Source organism: Pilimelia terevasa, assembly GCF_014647915.1.
GTDB classification, from domain to species: domain Bacteria; phylum Actinomycetota; class Actinomycetes; order Mycobacteriales; family Micromonosporaceae; genus Pilimelia; species Pilimelia terevasa.
On the sequence record NZ_BMQC01000002.1, the window covers coordinates 97178 to 116928 of the forward strand.

At 74.5% G+C, this 19751-nt stretch carries 18 protein-coding genes; 12 read left to right on the forward strand and 6 right to left on the reverse strand.

The features are described from left to right. Positions 1-82: 82 nt before the first annotated feature. From IEY75_RS03405 to nudC, 4 genes are all read left to right on the forward strand, one after another. Positions 83-1453 (forward strand): FAD/NAD(P)-binding protein, encoded by a 1371-nt coding sequence (locus IEY75_RS03405; protein ID WP_189112706.1) that lies wholly within the window; start codon positions 83-85, stop codon positions 1451-1453. A 368-nt stretch (positions 1454-1821) separates the two neighbouring features. After that, positions 1822-3126 (forward strand): M16 family metallopeptidase, encoded by a 1305-nt coding sequence (locus IEY75_RS03410; RefSeq protein ID WP_189112707.1) that lies wholly within the window; start codon positions 1822-1824, stop codon positions 3124-3126. Then, positions 3123-4439, forward strand: a complete 1317-nt coding sequence (locus IEY75_RS03415; protein WP_189112708.1) for a M16 family metallopeptidase — start codon at positions 3123-3125, stop codon at positions 4437-4439. Before IEY75_RS03410 ends, IEY75_RS03415 begins: the two co-directional genes overlap by 4 nt. A gap of 61 nt (positions 4440-4500) precedes the next feature. Beyond that, positions 4501-5424, forward strand: a complete 924-nt coding sequence (gene nudC / locus IEY75_RS03420) for an NAD(+) diphosphatase (RefSeq protein ID WP_189112709.1) — start codon at positions 4501-4503, stop codon at positions 5422-5424. 112 nt (positions 5425-5536) lie between these two features. Here the strand turns inward: nudC and IEY75_RS03425 are convergent, their stop codons facing one another. Together IEY75_RS03425 and IEY75_RS03430 are read right to left on the reverse strand one after the other, a co-directional pair. After that, complete coding sequence (locus IEY75_RS03425) at positions 5537-5755, reverse strand: DUF397 domain-containing protein (protein ID WP_189112710.1); 219 nt, start codon at positions 5753-5755, stop codon at positions 5537-5539. A 53-nt stretch (positions 5756-5808) separates the two neighbouring features. Then, positions 5809-6798: a helix-turn-helix domain-containing protein gene (locus IEY75_RS03430; protein ID WP_189112711.1), complete on the reverse strand. Its 990-nt coding sequence runs from the start codon at positions 6796-6798 to the stop codon at positions 5809-5811. Between the two features lie 182 nt (positions 6799-6980). Between IEY75_RS03430 and IEY75_RS03435 the strand changes: the two genes are divergently transcribed. The 3 genes from IEY75_RS03435 to IEY75_RS03445 all read left to right on the forward strand — a co-directional run bounded on the left by IEY75_RS03435 (position 6981) and on the right by IEY75_RS03445 (position 10941). Further along, positions 6981-7535, forward strand: a complete 555-nt coding sequence (locus IEY75_RS03435; protein ID WP_189112712.1) for a winged helix-turn-helix domain-containing protein — start codon at positions 6981-6983, stop codon at positions 7533-7535. Between the two features lie 80 nt (positions 7536-7615). Continuing rightward, complete coding sequence (locus IEY75_RS03440; RefSeq protein ID WP_189112713.1) at positions 7616-8872, forward strand: MFS transporter; 1257 nt, start codon at positions 7616-7618, stop codon at positions 8870-8872. A 326-nt stretch (positions 8873-9198) separates the two neighbouring features. Then, positions 9199-10941 carry a YVTN family beta-propeller repeat protein gene (locus IEY75_RS03445; protein WP_189112714.1) on the forward strand — a complete coding sequence of 581 codons (1743 nt, stop codon included), beginning with the start codon at positions 9199-9201 and terminating at the stop codon, positions 10939-10941. Between the two features lie 184 nt (positions 10942-11125). Here the strand turns inward: IEY75_RS03445 and IEY75_RS03450 are convergent, their stop codons facing one another. After that, positions 11126-11389: a mycoredoxin gene (locus tag IEY75_RS03450; protein WP_189112715.1), complete on the reverse strand. Its 264-nt coding sequence runs from the start codon at positions 11387-11389 to the stop codon at positions 11126-11128. Positions 11390-11544: 155 nt separating this feature from the next. Here IEY75_RS03450 and IEY75_RS03455 point away from each other — a divergent pair, with 155 nt between their 5' ends. The 3 genes from IEY75_RS03455 to IEY75_RS03465 all read left to right on the forward strand — a co-directional run bounded on the left by IEY75_RS03455 (position 11545) and on the right by IEY75_RS03465 (position 14643). Further along, positions 11545-13653, forward strand: a complete 2109-nt coding sequence (locus tag IEY75_RS03455; protein WP_189113011.1) for an ATP-dependent DNA helicase UvrD2 — start codon at positions 11545-11547, stop codon at positions 13651-13653. A 179-nt stretch (positions 13654-13832) separates the two neighbouring features. Continuing rightward, a complete protein-coding gene (locus IEY75_RS03460; protein WP_189112716.1) occupies positions 13833-14090 on the forward strand; it encodes a hypothetical protein in 258 nt (85 codons plus the stop codon). Positions 14091-14295: 205 nt separating this feature from the next. Beyond that, the gene (locus tag IEY75_RS03465) at positions 14296-14643 is read left to right on the forward strand and encodes a WhiB family transcriptional regulator (RefSeq protein ID WP_189113012.1); all 348 of its coding nucleotides are present in this window, start codon (positions 14296-14298) and stop codon (positions 14641-14643) included. A gap of 539 nt (positions 14644-15182) precedes the next feature. Here IEY75_RS03465 and IEY75_RS03470 read toward each other — a convergent pair. From IEY75_RS03470 to IEY75_RS03480, 3 genes are all read right to left on the reverse strand, one after another. Beyond that, positions 15183-16490, reverse strand: a complete 1308-nt coding sequence (locus IEY75_RS03470) for an ABC1 kinase family protein (RefSeq protein WP_189112717.1) — start codon at positions 16488-16490, stop codon at positions 15183-15185. A gap of 2 nt (positions 16491-16492) precedes the next feature. Further along, positions 16493-17683: a hypothetical protein gene (locus tag IEY75_RS03475; RefSeq protein ID WP_229789315.1), complete on the reverse strand. Its 1191-nt coding sequence runs from the start codon at positions 17681-17683 to the stop codon at positions 16493-16495. A 193-nt stretch (positions 17684-17876) separates the two neighbouring features. After that, positions 17877-18041, reverse strand: a complete 165-nt coding sequence (locus IEY75_RS03480; protein ID WP_189112719.1) for a DUF5679 domain-containing protein — start codon at positions 18039-18041, stop codon at positions 17877-17879. 388 nt (positions 18042-18429) lie between these two features. Between IEY75_RS03480 and IEY75_RS03485 the strand changes: the two genes are divergently transcribed. Together IEY75_RS03485 and IEY75_RS03490 are read left to right on the forward strand one after the other, a co-directional pair. Continuing rightward, on the forward strand, positions 18430-18957 hold the full coding sequence (locus IEY75_RS03485) for a M48 metallopeptidase family protein (protein ID WP_189112720.1): 528 nt from the start codon (positions 18430-18432) through the stop codon (positions 18955-18957). Positions 18958-19040: 83 nt separating this feature from the next. Next, entirely contained in the window at positions 19041-19655 is a 615-nt protein-coding gene (locus IEY75_RS03490) for a hypothetical protein (protein WP_189112721.1), read from the forward strand. Positions 19656-19751: the final 96 nt, after the last annotated feature.

The window sequence follows — 19751 nt, forward strand, 5'->3', positions numbered from 1 at the left end:
ACCTCGCTATTTCCTATCGCATCGCTAGGATTACCCGGCAGCGGTCAGCGGGTCGGCGGGCCGCCTTCCCACGGAGGTCGGCATGGCAGGATCCGCGACGGACACCGGCGAGGTCGTCGCCGTCATCGGCGGCGGCGCCAGTGGCGTCCTGGTCAGCAGGGAGCTGCTGCGCCGCACCTCGGCGCGGGTGCGCCTGCTCGCCGCCGAGCCCGCCCCCGGCCCGGGCGTCGCCTACGGCGCGGCGGCGCCGTGGCACCTGCTGAACTCCCCGGCCGCCGCGATGAGCGCCGACCCCGACGACGTGGGCCACTTCCTGGACTGGTCGGCGGCCCGCGGCCGCCCGGTCGAGCCGGGCGCCTTCGTCGCCCGCCAGTGGTTCGGCGCCTACCTGCGCGACGTCTTCTCGGACCTGCGCGGCGGGTACGCCGACCGGTTCGGCGTCGCCCAGGCCACCGTCGACCACGTGGCCGTCGACGGGCCGGGGCACGCGCGGCTGCTGCTGCGCGACGGCGCCCAGGTCGCCGCCGACCGGGTCGTCCTGGCCGTCGGCAACGCCACCCCGGGCATCCCGGCCTGCATCGGCCCCCATCTGTACGGGCACCCGGCGGTCATCACCGACCCGTGGGCCGCCCACGCCCTCACCCAGATTCCGACCGACCGGCCCGTGCTGCTGCTGGGCAGCGGCCTCACCGCGGTGGACGTGGCCCTGACCCTCACCCGCGGCGGCCACCAGGCGCCGGTGGTGATGACCTCGCGGCACGGCCTCCTGCCCCGCACCCACCGCCGCGGCGGCCAGCCCGCCGCACTGCCGGCGGGCTGGCCGCCGGCAGCCCGGTCGCTGTCGGCGCTGGTCCGGGCCGTGCGGTCCGCGGCCGCCGAGACCGGCGACTGGCGCGCCGTGGTCGACGGCCTGCGGCCGCACCTCGACGGCTACTGGCGCGGTTTCACCGCCGCCGAGCGGGAGCGTTTCCTGCGGCACGTCGCCCGGTACTGGGAGGTGCACCGGCACCGGATGGCCCCCGTCGTGGCCGACGACCTCGACGAGCTCCGCCGCTCCGGCGCGCTGGTCGTGCGTACGGGCCGGCTGCGGCACCTGTGGGCGGACGCCGACAGCGTCCTGCGGGCCAACCTGTCGGACGCGCCGGAGACCGACGAGCGGTTCGGCGCCGTGATCAACTGCACCGGCCCCGGCCTGTGGCCGGCGCACGCCGCGCCGGTGGTCCGCAGCCTGGTGGCGGCCGGCCTCGCCCGACCCGGGCCGTACGGGCTGGGGCTGGACGTCGGCGCGGACGGCGCGATCGTGGACAGCACGGGCAGTCCGCAGGACACGCTGTGGGCGGTCGGCCCGGCCCGGCGCGGCTGCTTCTGGGAGACCACGGCACTGCCGGAGATCCGCCGCCAGGCCCGGACCCTCGCCGACACCCTGGTGGCCCGCGCCAACCAACCGGCCTGACCGCCGGCCGCGCAGCGGGCGCGCCACCCGACCCGCCGGGCGGGACCGTGCCCGGCAGGTCTCCTGCGGTCGGCCATCGAGTCGCGCCACAGCACGTCAGCCCTCAATGGAACGTAGGGAGGTCGCGGCGGGCGGAGTCGGCGCCCGAGACCGGCTGGTGGTCGGGTCAGGTCGATCCCTCGGTCACACAAGCCCGCTTACCCCTACGGGTGGCGGGTGTCAGGCACGCGCGCACCGTGCTGGACGGCATCGGTGCGTTGCTTCCCGTGCGTCCCGGCGGCGGGCCGGCGTCGCTCGCCGGGGCAATCCTCGGGTGAGTGACGTGGTCGGGGAGCGCGGCAGGCTAGGGTCGGGGGGTGGCAGGGCGGATGAAGACAGTGAAAGTACCGGTGACCCGGTACCCCGCGGAGCGGTTCACCTTGGACAACGGCCTGCGGGTGGTGCTCAGCCCCGACCGCAGCGCGCCGGTCGTCGGGGTCGCGGTCGTCTACGACGTGGGCATCCGGTCGGAGCCCGAGGGCCGCACGGGCTTCGCGCACCTGTTCGAGCACCTCATGTTCCAGGGCTCGGCGAACCTGGAGAAGCTGGCCCACTTCCGGCACGTACAGGGTTCGGGCGGCAGCTTCAACGGCTCCACCCACCTGGACTACACCGACTACTTCGAGATCATGCCGAGCAACGCCCTGGAGCGCGCGCTGTTCCTGGAGGCCGACCGGATGCGCGGCCCGGCGCTGACCGAGGAGAATCTGCGCAACCAGGTGGACGTGGTCAAGGAGGAGATCCGGGTCAACGTCCTCAACCGCCCGTACGGCGGCTTCCCGTGGCTGAAGCTGCCGCCGGTGATGTTCGAGACGTTCCCGAACGCCCACGACGGGTACGGCTCGTTCGTCGACCTGGAGAGCGCGACCGTCGACGACGCCGCCGAGTTCTTCCACCGGTACTACGCGTGCGGCAACGCAGTGCTGACCGTCTCCGGCGACTTCGACGTGGCAGCCTGCACCGCGCTCGTGGAGCGGCACTTCGGCAGCGTCGAGGCCCGGCCGGCGCCGGAGCGCCCGGACTTCGACGAGCCGGACCTGACCGCCGAGCGGCGGGCGGCGTACACCGACGCGCTCGCGCCGCTGCCGATGATCGCGGCGGGCTGGCGGGTGCCGGACCCGGTGGCGGATCTGGCCGCCTACCTGCCCTACGTGGTGCTGGCCGAGGTCCTCACCGACGGCGACGCCTCCCGGCTCGTCCGGCGGCTGGTGCAGGACGACCGGTCGGCGACGCAGGTCGGCGCGTACCTGGGCTTCATGGGCGACCCGTTCGACGCGCGCAACCCGACGGCCCTGCTGATGCAGGCGGGCCTGCCGCCGGGCGGCAGCACGGACGCGGTGCTGACCGCGGCCGACGAGGAGCTGGACCGGGTGGCCACCGGCGGAGTGCCGGCCGACGAGCTGGCCCGGGTCAGCGCCCGGATGTGTACCCACCTGCTGCGCGACACCGACTCGGTCCTCCAGCGCTCGCTGCGGATGGCGGTGCTGGAGCAGCAGCGCGGCGCCCCGGAGCTGCTCAACGCGCTACCCGGACTGGTGTCGGAGGTGACCGCGGAGCAGGTGTCCGCGGCGGCGGCGACGCTGCGCCCGCAGCGTCGCGCGGTGGTCGAGGCGATGCCCGGAGGTGCGCGGTGACGGTGACGGAGCTGCCGGCGCTGGGCCGGCCGACGAAGTTGAAGATCCCGGCCACGGCGGAGCGCCGGCTGCGCAGCGGCCTCACGGTGATCGCCGTGCGCCGCCCGGCGGTACCGCTGGTGGAGATCCGGCTGCGGATCCCCTTCGCCAGGGCGCCGCTGGCCCGGGCCAGCGTCCTGGCCTCGGCGCTGTTCACCGGCACCTCGCAGCGCTCGGCCGTCGAGCTGGCCGCTGCGCTCCAGGCCGTCGGCGGCGGCTTCGGCGCCGACCACGACCCCGACTGGCTGACCGTCTCGGGCAACTGCCTGGCCAGCGGGCTGGACACCACGCTGGAGCTGCTGCACGAGGTGCTCGCCGACGCGGCGTACCCGGCGCACGAGGTGACCACCGAGCGCGAGCGGCTGGCCGACCACATCGAGATCGCCGAGACCCAGCCGGGACACCTCGCGCGGGCGGCGCTGCTGCGCCGCCGGTTCGGCGGCCACCCGTACGCCGTGGAGGTGCCGGGGGCGGCCCAGGTCCGCGCGGTCGGGGCGGGGCACCTGCGCGGACTGCACGCGCTGCGGGTCACCCCGCGGGGGGCGTACCTCGTGGTCGTGGGCGACATCCGCCCGGAGCAGGCCCTCGACCGCGTCGAAGCCGCGCTCGGGCGGTGGAGGGGCGAGGCGGCCGGCAAGGCGATACCGGCGATCCCCGGGCCGCCGGAGGCGCCGCTGCTGCTGGTCGACCGGCCCGGCGCGGTGCAGTCCTCGCTGCGGCTGGCGCTGCCGGCGGTGGGGCGCAGCCACCCGGAGCACGCGGCGATGCAGTTGGCCAACCTGGTCTTCGGCGGGTACTTCTCCTCCCGCTGGGTGGAGAACATCCGCGAGGACAAGGGGTACACCTACAGCCCGTTCGCCAGCGTCGAGCACGGCGCGGCCGGTTCGATGATCGTGCTGTCGGCCGAGGTCGCCACGGAGGTCACCGCCCCGGCGATGCTGGAGACGATGTACGAGCTGGGCCGGGCGGCGAGCCTGCCGGCGGAGCCGCACGAGCTGGAGCAGGCGCGCAACTACGTCCTCGGCGCGCTGCGGATCCAGATGTCGACGCAGGCGGGCCTCGCGGGCCTGGTCACCGCGTACGCGGGGCTGGGGCTGCGGATCGACCACGTGGCGACGTACAGCGAGGCGCTGGCGTCGGCGACCCGCGAGCAGGTGGCCGAGGCGGCGGCGCGGTACCTGGCGCCGTCGCGGGCGGTCGGCATCGTGCTCGGCGAGGTCGCGCGGATCGAGCCGGGGCTGGCGGCGCTGCTGCCGGTGGAGCGGGCCGCGTAGGCGCAGGCGGCGCGGCCGCCCCGCCGGGGGCGCCGGGCCGGGAGCAGACGGGACGGGGTAGTTGGCCGACATTCCACTGGCGCGCGCGGTCCTGGACCGGGCCGCGCACCGCCGCGCCGACGACGAGTGGCTGGCGGCGGCCTGGTCCCGCGCCCGGCTCGTGGTGGTCGACACCGGCGCCGGGGTCGCGGCGGTCGACGAGGCCGACGGGCTGGTCCTGCGGGGCACCGGCGAGGCGCCTACGGCGGCCGCGCCGGGCGTCGGCGCGTGGTTCCTGGGCGTCGACGGCGAGGGGACGCCGTACTTCGCGGTCGACGCCCCGCTGGCGCCCTCCGCCGGTCAGCGGCTGGCCGGCCTGCGGGACGCGGCGCACGTGCTGTCCCCGTTGCACGCCGACCTTCTGGTCACCGCGCTGGGCATCGCCCACTGGCACGCCCGCCACCGGTACGCCGCCCGGTCCGGTACGCCGACGACGGCCGGCGAGGCCGGCTGGTCCCACGTGGACGCCGAGGGTGCCCGCTCCTGGCCGCGGACCGACCCGGCGGTGATCATGCTGCTCTGGGACGGCCGGCCAGGTACGCAGGGGCAGTGTCTGCTGGCCGTGGGTGCAGGGTGGGACAACGCGGAGGTGAAGCGCTTCTCCTGCCTCGCCGGCTTCGTGGAGCCGGGGGAGTCGGCCGAGTCGGCGGTGGCCCGCGAGGTCGGGGAGGAGGTGGGGGTCGCGGTGGGCGACATCCGGTACGTCGGTTCGCAGCCCTGGCCGTACCCGTCGTCGCTGATGCTCGGCTTCCTGGCCGAGGCCGATCCCGCGACGCCGCTGCGCCCGGACCCGGCCGAGATCGCGGAGGCGCGCTGGTTCACCCGCGCGGAGGTGGCGGCGGTCCGGGCGGGGGAGACGCTGCGGCTGCCCGACGGCGCGCGCGTCGCCGTCACCGACAACGCCTCGATCTCGGCCTCGCTGGTCAACCACTGGCTGGCCGGCTGAACCGGGTGGCCGGCTGGCACCGGCTGGCCGGCTGGCGCCGGACACGGCGGTGGGGGCGGCCTGACGGGCCGCCCCCACCGTGTCGTGCGGTCAGGCGTGTCGTGCGATCAGGTCAGGCGCGGTCGAAGTCGCCCGCGCGGATGCCGGCGACGAAGCCCTGCCAGGCGTCGCGGCCGAAGAAGAGGACGGGGCCGCCGCGGTCCTTGCTGTCGCGGACGGCGACGTTGGCGCGGTCCAGGGTGGCGACCTCGACACAGTTCGTCGAGGCGCTCCGGGTGGCCGTCCGCCAGTGCGCGTCGCGGAGCAGGCCGGTGAGCTCGGGCGTGGTCATTGTCGGTAACTCCTGGTGAGGTTGGTTTCGCGTGCGGCCGCCGTCGGCCGTGCTCACGCTGTGGGTGCGGTGATGCGGCTGTCGGGGCCGCGTGGTGCAGGGGGTTTCGCCGGACGGCCGGCGGATTCGCCGTCTGGGGAGGACGGCGAGTCCAACTGGGGGGTGGAGGGTGCGGACGCGCGGGCAGCTCTCGCCGCCTGTGCGAACCATTCGCGGGTGGCCGCCGGGGAGCGGGCGGCCTCCCGCAGCCAGCCGAACGCGCTCAGGTACTCGCGTAGGCTGCTGCCGTCGCTGAGGAGGTGGTCCCGGGCCAGCGCCTCGACGGCGACGGTCCCGGGGTCGTCGGGGTCGACGAACTGGTAGATCGAGAACGAGGTCGCCGGCACGTACCACGGTCCGACGACGACCTCCGGGGCGAGCAGCCGGAGGGTCACGTGCGGCAGGTCGGCCAGCGCGTGCAGGTGTTCGAGCTGGTCGGCGAGGACGTCGGGCGGCGCCACGCGGCGGGAGAAGGCGGACTCCTCCAGGATCGCCTCGTACACCGGCGGGTCGTTCTCGACGTGCAGCAGGCTGGTGCGGGCGGCCCGCGCGGCGACCTCGGCCTCCAGGTCGTCCGGGCCGGACGGTCGGCCGCCGAGGATCCGCCATCGGGCGTATCCGGGAGTCTGGATGAGACCGGGGAGGATCTGTTGCGCGTACTCGCGGATCATGGAGCAGCCGACTTCGAGTTCGGCGTACGAACGCTGCTGCGGCGTCATCGACGGGTACGCGCGCATCCACCCACGACTGTTACCCGCGTCACGCGCGATGGCCACGAGTTGCTCGCGCAGCGGCCCCGTGGTGCCGTACAGGTCGAGCAGGTCGAGAATGTCGCCCAGGTCGGCGCGGCTGCGACCGTTCTCGATCCGGGAGATCTTCGACGAGGAGGCCCAGCCGATCATCTCCACGACCTGATCGCCGGTCAGCCCGGCCCCCTCGCGGAGGCGGCGCAGTTCCGCGCCGAGTCGGCGGCGGCGCACGCTGGGGCTGGCTGCGCGGGGCACCGGCGGAACCTCCTTGGCGACAAGGTGTTGACGACCACGTTGGACAGTTGGAAGATCACCGACGGTCGGAACATGGGACAAGCTCGTGATCTTCGCAAGGAACCTTTCTAAAGATACCTTGCGGGCCGTACGCTGGCCGGGTGACCGGCGTCCAGAGAGTGAACGATTTAGAAGTGCATGAGGTGCGGGATCCACAGGAACTGCGTGCAATTGCTCATCCGGTCCGACTCCAACTCCTGGACGAACTGTTCCTCGGCGGTCCGGCGACCGCCACCGAACTCGCCGAACGGCTCTCCCAGAGTCCGGCCAACTGCTCCTGGCACCTCCGTCAACTGGCCCGCTACGGCTACGTCGAGGAGGCCGGCGGCGGTGCCGGCCGCCGACGCCCCTGGCGGGCGATCTTCCGTCCGCGGCGCTGGGGCGCCGCGGACGACTCCGCCGCGCTGGCCCACGCCGGCAGCGCCGTCAGCGAACTGCTGCTGCGCCGCGAGCTCGACCAGTTGAGCGACTGGCGCGCCGCCCGGCGCGCCGAGCCCGCCGCGTGGCGCGACAACGGTTTCGTCAATCAGGCGATCGGGTGGCTGACCGCCGACGAGCTGGCCGCGGTCTCCGCCGAGATCGAGGCCATCCTGCTGCGCTACGCGGGCCGTGCGGCCCTACCCGCCGACCGGCCGGAGGGTGCCCGTCCGATCCGCTTCGTCGCCTGGGGGGTGCCGGTGCCCGCGGCCCCACAGTAGACGCTTTCCGCGCACCAGGCGGCCCCCCACCGACCGCCGCGGCACCGCCACCCCTCCCCCCTCGACCGGAGTGCCCCTGAATGCGCACCGTCCTCAAGCTCCCCGAGTTCCGCCGACTCTTCGCCGGGCTGGTCGCCAACCTGGTCGCCGACTCGGTACTGGTCCTGGCGCTCGCGATCTGGGTCAAGGACCTCACCCGGTCGGACGGCCTCGCGGGGGTGACGCTGTTCGCCGTCGCGGCGCCGATGGCGCTGGCCCCGCTGGTGGGCTGGCTGGTGGACCGCTTCCCGCGGCGCCCGTTCTTCGCCGCGGTGAACGTCGGCGCCGCGGCCGCGCTGCTGCCGCTGCTGCTGGTCGGCGGCGCCGCCGACGTGTGGGTGATCTACGTGGTGGCCGGGCTGTACGGGCTGGCGGGCATCGCCGGCAACGCCACCCTCAACGCGCTGCTGCGCGAGATGCTGCCGGCCCCGCTGCTCGTCGAGGCCAACGGTGCCGTGCAGACCGTCAAGCAGGGGCTGCGGATGTGCGGGCCGCTGGTCGGCGCCGGCCTGTACGTCGCCATCGGACCGTGGTCGCTGGCCGTCGTGGCGGGCACCGGGTTCCTGGTGGCCGCCGGTGCGGTGGCGACGCTGCCGCCGGCGCGGCTGCGGCTGTACGTGCCGCGCCAGCCGCTGCGCGAGGAGCTGATGGCCGGGTACAGCCACCTCATCGGCCGGGCCGCGCTGCGCCGTACGGTGATGGGCGCGGCGGTGGCGATGCTGGCGCTGGGCTTCGGCGAGGCACTGATCTTCGCGTACGTCGACAAGGGCCTGCGGCTGACCGACCCCGGCTTCGTCGGCGTCCTCATGGCGGTCCAGGGGGTGGGCGGCCTGCTGGGCGGGCTCACCGCGCCGACGGTGATCAACCGGTACGGCGAGATCGGCGGCGCGGCGCTGGGGCTGCTGCTGTTCGTCCCGGCCACCCTCGCGCTCACCGTGCCGGTGCTGCCCGTGGGCATGGTCGCGGTGGCGGTCTTCGGCGCCGGGGTGCCGATGGCGATCGTCGGCATCACCACCCTCGTCCAGCGGTTCACCCCGGCGTGGCTGCTCGGCCGGGTGACGGCGGTGAACGACGCGATGATCATGGGGCCGCAGGCCGCCTCGATCGGCATCGGGGCGGTCCTGGTGTCCTTCGTCGACTACCGCGTCCTGTACCTGGGCATCGCGCTCGTTGTCGCCGTCGCCGGGACGTACCTGTGGCGGGGCCGGCGGCTGTCCCCGCCGATGTCCCGGCTGCGGCCCATCGACCCGCCGGCCCGTCCCCAGGCGCCGGCCGCCAGCCGCGCGACCGCGGCCTGAGCGGCCCGGACGGAACCGGACAACCACCACGGGGCACGTCAGACAGGCGGAGCCTGTTGAATTGAGTTTCGCCGGTGGGCCGCATGAGCGCTACGACTGGTGAGACTTGTTTCCGTAGCGCCTACTCACCCTGTCCGCACTTTGTGGGCATCAGCATTGGCGGCCCTACCCAAACCGGCACCCGTTTCCGATGCGGCCGCCTATTCGGCTGAATTTCGGGCGTATCGCCAGTGCGTGTTTTCCGGCTGTGAGGAGGTGGGTGGAATTACGACCTCGTTCAGCTTTCGATTCCTGCGAGTGGGTCAGCGGATCGACGCACCTTGTTCGTGGTCGCCTTGTCGCGGCGGGCCCGTCGCGGGTTCCACGCCAAGGAACTCCAGCCCGCCCGCGGCCCCAGGAACAGGAGAGTCCATGCCTGCAACCTCCGCCGTGCCCGCTGCGCCGCGCCGCTGCGCCCCGCCCGGCCACGCTGGTTCTCCGTACTGGCGGCGGTGCTGCTCGGCGCGGCATCGTTGGCGCTGCCGGCCGCCCCGGCCGTGGCCGCCGCCGGGTTCGCCTACGTCAGCATCAACGGCGGCTCGGTCGCCGTCCTCGACACCGCGACCAACACGGTCGTCACGACGATCCCGGTGGGCTCGGGTCCGGAGGGACTGGCGGCCACCCCGGACGAGGCGTTCGTCTACGTGGCGAACCGCTTCTCCGACAGCGTGTCGGTGATCGACACGGCGACCGACACCGTTACCGCGACCGTCGCCGTGGGGGCCCGCCCCGTCGCGGTGGCGATCACCCCGGACGGCGCCTTCGCGTACGTCGCCAACGTCTCCGACAGCGTGTCGGTGATCGACACGGCGACCAACACGGTGGTCGCCACCGTGGGGGGCATCAGCAACCCCCGCGACCTGGCCTTCACCCCGGACGGGTCGACCCTGTACGTGGCCGCGACCAGCACCGGGACCGCCGTGGTGGACACCGCCACCCACACGGTCACCGCCACCCTCGCCACCGGCACCACGTTCGCGGTGGCCGTCTCACCGGACGGCGCGACCGCGTACTCCGGGCAGGGCGGCAACCCCGGCCAGGTGTCGGTGATCAGCACCGGGACCAACACGGTGACCGCCACGATCACGGGCACCGGCACCCCCAACGACCTGGCCGTCCACCCGGACGGGAGCACGCTGTACGTCGGCTTCGGCCAGCAGTTCGGCGGCCTCAGGGTGATCGACCTTGCCTCCAACACGGTGACGGCGACCGTCACCGGCTTCGGGTTCGGCGCCCCGACCGGTGTCGTGTTCGCCGGTGGCACGGCCGCCCCGACCGCCGATCTGGGCGTCACGACGTCCTCGACGCCCAACCCCGCCGCGTTGGGCGGCACCTACACGCTGACCGTGACCGTGACCAACGACGGCCCCGGCGCCGCGACCGGCGTCACCAGCGGCACCGTGTTCGCCGGCGCCGCGGTCGCGCTGTCCGGGGCCAGCACCACGCAGGGCTCCTGCGTCACGGGTGCGACCCTCGCCTGCACCCTCGGCAACCTGCCCGTCGGCGGCGCCGCCACCATCACCGTGACAGTGGAGCCGCAGACCACCGGTACCGTCACCGCCACCTCCACCGGTTCGGGCGCCGAGTCCGACCCGAACACCGCCGACAACACGGCGGCGAACAGCACCGCGGTCACCAACCCGGCCGGCTGCACCGTCATCGGCACCGCGGGCGACGACACGTTGACCGGGACCAACGGAGACGACGTCCTCTGCGGCCTCGGCGGCAGCGACACCGTCAACGCCGGCAACGGAAACGACACTGTCAACGGCGGCTCGGGCAACGACACCGTCAACGCCGGCAACGGAAACGACACTGTCAACGGCGGCTCGGGCAACGACACCATCAACGGCGGCAACGGGAACGACATCATGTCGGACACCGATTCCGGTGACGTCGACACCCTGACCGGCAACAACGGCGACGACACCATCAACGTCCAGGACGGCGCCGGCGATGACACGGCCCACGGCGACAACGGCGCGGACGCCTGCACCACCGACCCCGGCGACTCCGCCACCGGTTGCTGACGGCACCACACCGTCTCCGCCGGCCCTCTCCGGCGGCGGCGCACAGAACGAACTGAACAAGTCCCACAAAGGCAGGTCCGACCTGAGAGCGGTGCTCAGGTCGGACCTGACCGCGATCGCCACCCGGCAGAAACCACGCGGTACGCCGGGCCGTGTCCGTTGCCCGGTGGCGGGGCGCCCGTGGTTAGCCGGTGACGCCCGATCCGGCCAGCGCTTCCTTCACCTGGACGATCGACGGATTCGTCAGGACGATCTCGTCTCCACCGGCCGCGGGACGTATGCGCACCGTCGGTACCGTCGCGTTGCCGCCGTTGATCTTCATCACGAAGTCGGCGGCCGCCGGGTCCTGCTCGATGTCGACCACGGTGTGCGCGATGTTCGCCCGCTCCATCTGCTGCTTGAGCCGCCGGCAGTAGCCGCACCAGGGGGTGGAGTACATCGTCACCATGTCGGGGTCACCTCGTCGGTCGGAGGGGGTGGGGCGTCCGGTTGCCCGCCCCCGGGGGAACGTCGGGGGCGCCTGGGACAATTCCGGGTGTGACCGAGACCTCCGCCGCCGCGCCGCACCCCCGCGCCCCCGGCGGCGGCACCGGGCCGGACGGGGTGCTGGCCGGCCTGGACCCGGACCAGCGCGCCGCCGTCGCGGCACCGGCCGGCCCCGTCTGCATCCTGGCGGGCGCCGGCACCGGCAAGACCCGGGCGATCACCTCCCGGATCGCCTACCGCGCCCTGGCCGGCCTCATCTCCGCCCGCCACGTCCTCGCGGTCACCTTCACCGCCCGCGCCGCCGGGGAGCTGCGGGCGCGGCTGGCCGCGCTCGGCGTCGGCGGCGTCCAGGCCCGCACGTTCCACGCCGCCGCCCTGCGGCAGGTCCGCTACTTCGCGCCCCGCCTGCTCGCCGGCCGCCCGGTGCCCGACCTGCTCGACAGCAAGGTCCGGCTGGTCACGCTCGCCGCCGCCCAGGCCGGCGTCCGCGCCGACCGGACCCAGGCCCGCGACCTGGCGGCCGAGATCGAGTGGGCCAAGTCCAGCCTCGTCGAACCCGACGCGTACGCCGTGGCCGCCGCGAAGGCCGCCCGGGACACCCCGCTGGAGGCCGGCCGGGTCGCGCAGGTGTTCGCGGCGTACGAGCGCGCCAAGCGCGCCCAGGGCGTGATCGACTTCGAGGACCTGCTCCGCGCCGCCGTCTGGGGCATCGAGGAGCACCCGGACGTCGCCGCCCAGGTCCGCGGCCAGTACCGCCACTTCGTGGTGGACGAGTACCAGGACGTCAACCCCCTCCAGCAGCGCCTGCTGACGGCCTGGCTCGGCGGCCGGGACGACCTCACGGTCGTCGGCGACGCCAGCCAGACGATCTACTCGTTCACCGGCGCGACCTCGGCGTACCTGGTCGACTTCCCCCGCACCCACCCCGGCGCCACGGTCGTGCGCCTGGTCCGCGACTACCGCTCCACCCCCCAGGTCGTCGGGCTGGCCAACGCCGTGATCGGCCAGGCCCGCGGCGGCGAGGCGCGGCTGCGGCTGGCGCTGCAGGGGCAGCGGCCGCCCGGCGCCGACCCGCAGTGGCGGATCTTCTCCGACGAGGCCGCCGAGGCCGCCGCCGTCGCCCGGCGCTGCGCCGCGCTGGTCGCCGCGGGTACGCCGGCCAGCGAACTCGCCGTACTGTTCCGCGCCAACGCCCAGTCCCCGGCCTACGAGGAGGCGCTGGCCGGCGCGGGCGTGCCGTACGTGGTCCGCGGCGCCGAGCGGTACTTCGAGCGCCAGGAGGTCAGGGCGGCGGTGGCGGCGCTGCGGACGGCCGCGCGCCACGCCGACCCCAAGGTGCCGCTGGCCGAGGCCGCCACCGCCGCCCTGTCGGCGACCGGCTGGCAGCCGACGTCCCCGCCCCGCGGCGGGGCGGCGCGGGAGCGCTGGGAGGCGCTGGCCGCGCTGGTGGCCCTGGCGCAGGAGTACGCGGACCGCGCCCCCCCGGAGCCGACCCTGGCCGGGTTCTGCGCCGAGCTGGTCGCGCGGGCCGCCGCCGCGCACGCGCCGACGCTGGCCGGCGTCACCCTGGCCTCCCTGCACGCGGCCAAGGGGCTGGAGTGGGACGCCGTCTTCCTGGTGGGCCTGTCCGAGGGCACGCTGCCCACGGCGTACGCGCGCACCCCGGCGGCGGTCGAGGAGGAGCGGCGGCTGTTGTACGTCGGCGTGACGCGCGCGCGGGAGCTGCTCTGGCTCTCCTACGCGCAGGCCCGGTCGGCGGGCGGCCGCACGCGCCGGCCCAGCCGGTTCCTGCCGCAGTTCGCGGGACCGACGCAGGCGACGCCAGCCGCCCCGGCCGAGAAAAGTCGGAAACCCGACAGGCGGGTGCGGATCGCGACCTGCCGCTGCTGCGGGGCGACCCTGCTGGCTGGCGCCGACCGCAAGCTCGGGCGGTGCGCGGGCTGCCCCTCCGACATCGACGAGGTCCTGCTGGACACGCTGCGCCGGTGGCGCGAGGACATTGCCGGTGAGCAGGGAATCCCTGCCTACGTGGTGTTCACCGACGCCACCCTCGCGGCGCTGGCCGAGCGCCGCCCGGGGTCGGAGTCCGGGCTGCGCGAGATCCCCGGCCTCGGGCCACGCAAGATCGGCCAGTACGGCCCGGCCGTCCTGGCCCTCATCGGCCGCGCAACGGTCGGCGAAGAAACCCCGGAAATACGTTTGCCCCGGGCGGCGGATTCGTCATAGCCTCGTGGCACGCCCCTCAGGGAGCCGCGTTACCCCAGCTCACAGGCCTGCACATCTGTGCCGAGGGGATCGCGCGGCAAGCGCCGGGGCGGTACTCTGAACCGGGCGTCCCGCCAGGGTCGCCACCTTGTTCAGGCTCCACCGAGCCTGCGCCGACAGCAGACAGGAGGTGTTTCACGATGAAGATCACCATGACGAACGCGCGTCTGGTGCACGTCGCCGCGTGGACGCCGTCCGACGCTGTCCAGGCGCCGGTGACCGCTGGCACACCGCTGCCGAGCGCGGGCACCGTACTGCCGCTGATGCCCGCCGCCCGCGAGCGCGGCATCGCGTACCACGCCCCGACCCGTCAGGGCCGCACTCTGCCCGTCAGCAATGCCCAGCGTTTCAGCTCCGATCTCCGTAACGGTGTCCCACCTCGAAGTAGGCCCGCCTGACCCGCTCAGGCCGACGGCTCACTTCGAGGCCGTGGAACCCGTTCACCGGGATCCACGGCCTCGATTCTTTTTGCCCAGAAAAGGTGACCCGTTGACTTCGTCGACCATCCGTGAGCACGCCGACCGCGGTGCGACTCCCGCCTGCCCGACGCACCGCCCGACCGACGCCCCCCGCCGTCCGTACGAGAAAGAGGTGATCAGCACCATGACCCTGACCCTGGCTCCACCGCCGCGGGTGGAGCTCGACACGCTGCCGTGCCGCTCCTTCGACCCCGACCTGTGGTTCGCCGACGCCCCGGCCGAGCTGGAGTTGGCCAAGTCGCTGTGCGGGGACTGCCCCGTCCGGCGCGAGTGCCTGGCCGGCGCCGTCGAGCGGGCCGAGCCCTGGGGAGTCTGGGGCGGCGAGATCTTCGAACGGGGATCGGTCGTCGCCCGCAAGCGGCCGCGCGGCCGGCCACGCAAGACCGATGTCGCCCGCGACGTCACCCTCAAGGTCGAGGTGGAGGCCCGCCTCCTCGCCTGCGGCCTGACCGGTACCCCGGTCGCAGCCTGATCCACCGACCCGTAGCTCTGTGAAGGGAACACTGCAATGAGCAGCTCGCTGACCGGCCTGTACCTACTCCACCAAGCGTTGTCGAGGGCGCGAACGCGTCGGCCTCAGTCCGTCTCCGACATGACAACTGAGGCACCCCGCTCCGCGCTCCGCACCGCCGTCCGTTCCCGTCGCCAGGAGGCGACGCGACTGCTGTACGGCTGAGTCGTACCAGCACCGGTGGGGGACGTCCACGACGTCCCCCACCCCGGACACCTACCCGCACGTCTCTCCCCGGCGCGTGCGCAGTGACCCAGAAAGGACTTACTTCATATACGGGGTGAGAACATGATGTGGATTCGTGGTTGGGCCGGCCCTGGCTGAGCCCCGGTACGTCCCTTGTCTGACGACGACACCACACACCACCAAAGACTCGCGCCCGTGCGTCTCCCCGCGTACGGGCGCGTCCCGCGTTCGCTCCCAGGCGGACTGACGCTGGCGCCTTGTCGCACCGGCCGTTGCCGGCGCCGCGGGTCATCCGCGTTGTCGCGCGTCCGTCCTCAGGTAGCGAAGCCGGGTAGCCAGTCGTGGACGACCGCCCGGTACGGCGCCCGGGCCTCCAACTGGCAGAGCACGCCGATCGAGCCCAGCGTCACGCGGTGGATCAACATGTAGGACGGGGGAAGGTTCAACTGCCGGCTGAGCTGGTATGCCGGGCTGCGGGGATTGCCCAGCCGGACCGCCTCGGCACGCAACCACGCCCGGGTGAAGTGGAACTCGTCGACCGCGATCGGTTCCAGCATCGGCAGTAGGAAGTCGAGAACCGCAGTGGCGTCGATCGGCCCGCCGCTGACGAACCCCTCCTCGCGCAGCCCGGCGACGACGGCCTCGGCCTCACCGGCGAGCGCCAACCGCACGAGTCGGCCGATCGGCGCGGGCAGCCCGCCGGGCAGCCTGGCCACCGCGCCGAAGTCGATGACCCCGAGCCGCCCGTCGGGCAGTACGCGGAAGTTTCCCGGGTGGGGGTCGGCGTGCAGCAGCCCCGCCCGGGCGGGACCGGAGAAGTGGAGAGTCGCCAGGAGGCGGCCGGCGCGGTCGCGCTCCTCGGCCGTACCGTCGGCGATGACGGCGGACAGGGGCGTGCCCTCCACCCATTCGGTGACCAGGACCCGCGGCGTACCGGCCACCACCCGCGGCACGTGGATCTCCGGGTCGTCGGCGAAGCCCTCGGCGAACGCGGCCTGCGCCCGCGCCTCCATCTCGTAGTCCAGCTCCTCGGTGATCCGGGCGCGCAGCTCGGTCACCAGCGGTTTGATCTCCATCCCCGGTTGAATGATCTTGAACAGGCTGGCCAGGCGGGAGAGCTGGTTGAGGTCGGCCACCAGGGCGTCGCCGGCCCCCGGGTACTGGATCTTCACCGCGACCTCGGTGCCGTCCCGCCACGTCGCGCGGTGTACCTGGCCGATGCTGGCCGCCGCCGCGGGCCGGTCCGAGAACTCGCGGAACTTGCGTCGCCACTGCCGCCCGAGCTGCTCGCCGAGCACCCGGTGCACCGTCGCCGCCGGCAGCGGCGGCGCTGCCTCCTGGAGTTTGGTCAGCGCCTGCCGGTACGGACCGGCGAGGTCCTCGGGCAGCGCTGCCTCGAAGACGCTCAGCGCCTGTCCGAACTTCATCGCGCCGCCCTTGAGCTGGCCGAGCACGCTGAACACCTGCTCGGCGGTGCGCTGCTGGAGCTCGGCGGTGACCACCTCGGAGGCCAGGCCGGTGACGCGCTTCCCGAGCCCGAGCACCGCCCGTCCGGCGAACCCCAGCGGCAGCGAGGCCAGCTTGGCGGTGCGGGCGACGGCCCGACGGGGGATATCGGTCATGGCTAGATTGTTGCCCACACGGGCCCCGCGCGTACCCCCGTGGGGGTCGGGGGTGACCCGGTGCACGGACACCAGGGGTGCCGGTCCCACCGGCGCCGCCGCGGCACGCCGTCGCGGTCGAACTCGACGACCGCCCCGATCGTGTGCGGGGCCCGCCCGTCGACGACGGCGAGGACCTGCCCGGCCGCGTACGCGGCACCCGCGCCGAGGGCGACCGCGCCGGCCGGCCCGGCGCCCACGCCGAGCTGGCCGGCGAGCCGCGGCCAGCCCGGGTCCCGGTCGGCCCGGTGCCGGTCGAGGCACTCCAGGCAGGGACCGCCGGACGGCGGTACCAGCGGCCCCACTGCCACCACGGACCCGCGGACGCCGACCAGCAGGTGCGGCTGGCGGCGCCGCGCGTGGCCGAGCGCCACCAACGCCGCCGGCCCGACCAGTCCGACGTGCACCACGACGGTCGGATCCCGCGCCAGCGGCGCGCAGTCGACATCTGGCGCTGCCGCGGCGATCTCGGCGCAGACGGCGACGCGGCGGGAGCGCACGGCGGGGACGGGGTCGAGCCGGCCCAGGCCGGCCCGGGCCAGCTCCCGGGCGACCCCCGACAGCAGCGGTCCGTCGCCGGTGAGGCGGACCCGGGCGGCGGACCTGGCCTGGAGGGCGGCCGCGGGGGAGCGCCAGGGTTCGGCGAGGGCCAGCGCGGCCGCCTCGGCGGTCAGTCGGCGCCGCCGGGCGGGCGGCAGCCGCGCCGGGTAGAGGTGCGCGGCCGGCACCAGCACCCCCGCGTGCGTCAGCGCCTCCAGCAGGGCGTGGACGTACGCGGCCGGTACGCCGTCGTGCGCCGCGCGGGTGACGAGCGCCGGGACCGTCAGGGCACCGTCGAGCAGGTCCACGACCCGGCCGAGCGCGGGGTGGGGAAGCACGACGACGCAGGTGGGACCGGGCTCGACGCCCAACTGCAGCACGTCCGGGCCGCGCCACACGCGGGCCAGACCGGGGATCAGCGTCGGGCGCGCCGGCGGCGGGGCGCGCCGCACCCTCGGGGCCGCACCAGCGGGCGGTTCCGTGACCGGGCCGGTCGCCTCACCGGCGGACGGGCCGGCGCCGACCGGAGCAGCGCCGGTCGCGCTCGCGGCCGAGTGGTCGGCGCGGAGAGCAGCGGTGGATGCGGGCGTGATGGACGGGCTCGCGGTCGGCATGGGCGGCACCCTGCCAGGTTCGCCTGCTCGCGGGTGCCGGTTGTCCACAGGACGAACGCAACCAACGGGATATACCGGTCTGCGCCCGGGGTTGTCCACAACCGCGCGCGGCGTTCAGCGGCGCGGCGGCGTGTCGGAAACACGACAGAAGGGGAGTCGCCCGTCCGGGCGCTCCCCTGCTGTCGCGGGTACGTCAGGCCTTCGCCTTGGCCTTGCCCAGAATCCGGTTGACGGTGGTCCCGCAGACCGGGCACTTGCCCTTCGCCATCTCCATGCCGGTCTTGGACACCGTGACGTTGCCCTCGAACGTGCGCTTCTCCTTGCACTTGACGCAGTAACCCTCGTAGTTCTGGGCCACGGTGTCCTCCTCGTCTCGTCCGCCATCGCACCCCGCGCCCGGTGGGACGCCGCGGTGCGCCGGCGGCTGGTGCGTCCACGACTGACGCGTGGTCGCCGGTCCGCGTCCCGGGGTACCCCGTGCGACGCGTTTTCATGTCGTAGCCGGGTGGGAGCCCCGGCCAATTGAGTGTGCATGTCCTGATAGTGCCTGTATGCGAACTTCGACAGGACACGCCGTATAGAGGACCGAACAGTGCGTGGCGGCTACCCGGTCGGAGAAAAATTCGGACGAGCGACGCAACAAGGCCGAATCCGCGTCGCCACCGGAGTGTCGCGTCTTGCGGCACCCCGCCCCTTACCGGCTAGCGTGCCAGCGTGGACGTCGTTCGGAGTCGCGCGGAGCACTGATGGGCGGGGCGCGCAAGCCGGTGGTCGAAGTGCGGCGCAGCGTGCGCCGCCGCCGCACGGTGTCCGCATACCGCGACGGCGAGCGCGTGGTGGTCCTGATACCGGACCGGTTCTCCCGTGCCGAGGAGTCCGAGTGGGTGGAGAAGATGCTCGCCCGGCTGGCCGCACGCGAACGGCGCACCCGCCGCACCGACACCGAACTCGCCACCCGGGCCCGGCGCCTCATCGCCCAGTATCTCGACGAACACGGCGAGGCCGCGATGCCGGCCAGCGTCCGCTGGGTCCGCAACCAGTACGGGCGCTGGGGCTCCTGCACCCCGGCCGACCGCTCGATCCGGCTCTCCCACCGGATCCAGGAGATGCCGGACTGGGTGGTCGACTACGTCCTGCTCCACGAACTGGCCCACCTGGTGGTGCCCAGCCACAACGCCGCCTTCTGGTCCCTGGTCGGCCGGTACCCGCGGGCCGAGCGCGCCCGCGGCTACCTGGAGGGCGTCGCCGCGGCCGCGGCCCTGCCGGCCGGCTAGCGCCCCGACCCCCGGCGCCGCCGGACACCAGCCGGCCGCGCCCGGCGGGTGCGGGGCCCCGACGGGGCCGGTACGGTTCCGATGTGGTCGATCGGGTGGTCGTGGCGGTGCTGGAGGACGTCGGCTGGACGCCGCCCGGGGTGCCGTCGGACGACTGGCGCGCGGCGCTCGCCGAGGATGCCGTGGACCTGGTCAGCACGCTCGCCGGGGTGCGGGTGGCCGTCGCCGTGCACCCGGCCCGCCGGGCGCTCGCGCAGGCCGTGACCTGGCCGGGCACGACCGTGTACGCCCTGCCCGAGCTGGCCGCGCCGGCCGTGCTCGCGGCGGCTGCCGCCGACGGCGCCACGCACGCGGCCCTGGTCGGCGCCGACCTGCCGGACCTGCCCGCGCTCCTGGTCGGCAAGCTGCTGCGGCCCCTGACGACGCGGCCCGTCGCCGTCGCCCCGGCCGACGGCGCGGACCAGCCGGCCGGACTGGCCGGGCTGGCCTGCGCGCTTCCGGCCCCGGCCTGGCTGCCGGCGGCGCCGCTGACCGCCCTGTCGGTGGCCGCCGTCCGGGCCGCGGCGCCGCGGCCCGGCCAGGTCGCCGTGTCGGCGGGTTGGCGCCGCCTCCGCGGCCCCGCCGACCTGGCGACACTGACCACCGCGCTCGCCGGGGCCGAGGCGACCCGCGCCCTGCTGGCCGCGGCGGCCGGCTGACGCCCGCGACGGGCCGACGCCCACGACGCGCGGCGGTTGACGCCGGCGGTGCCGAGCGCCGGGCGGACGTTCGGCGTCGGCTGGCGCCGAGGGTGC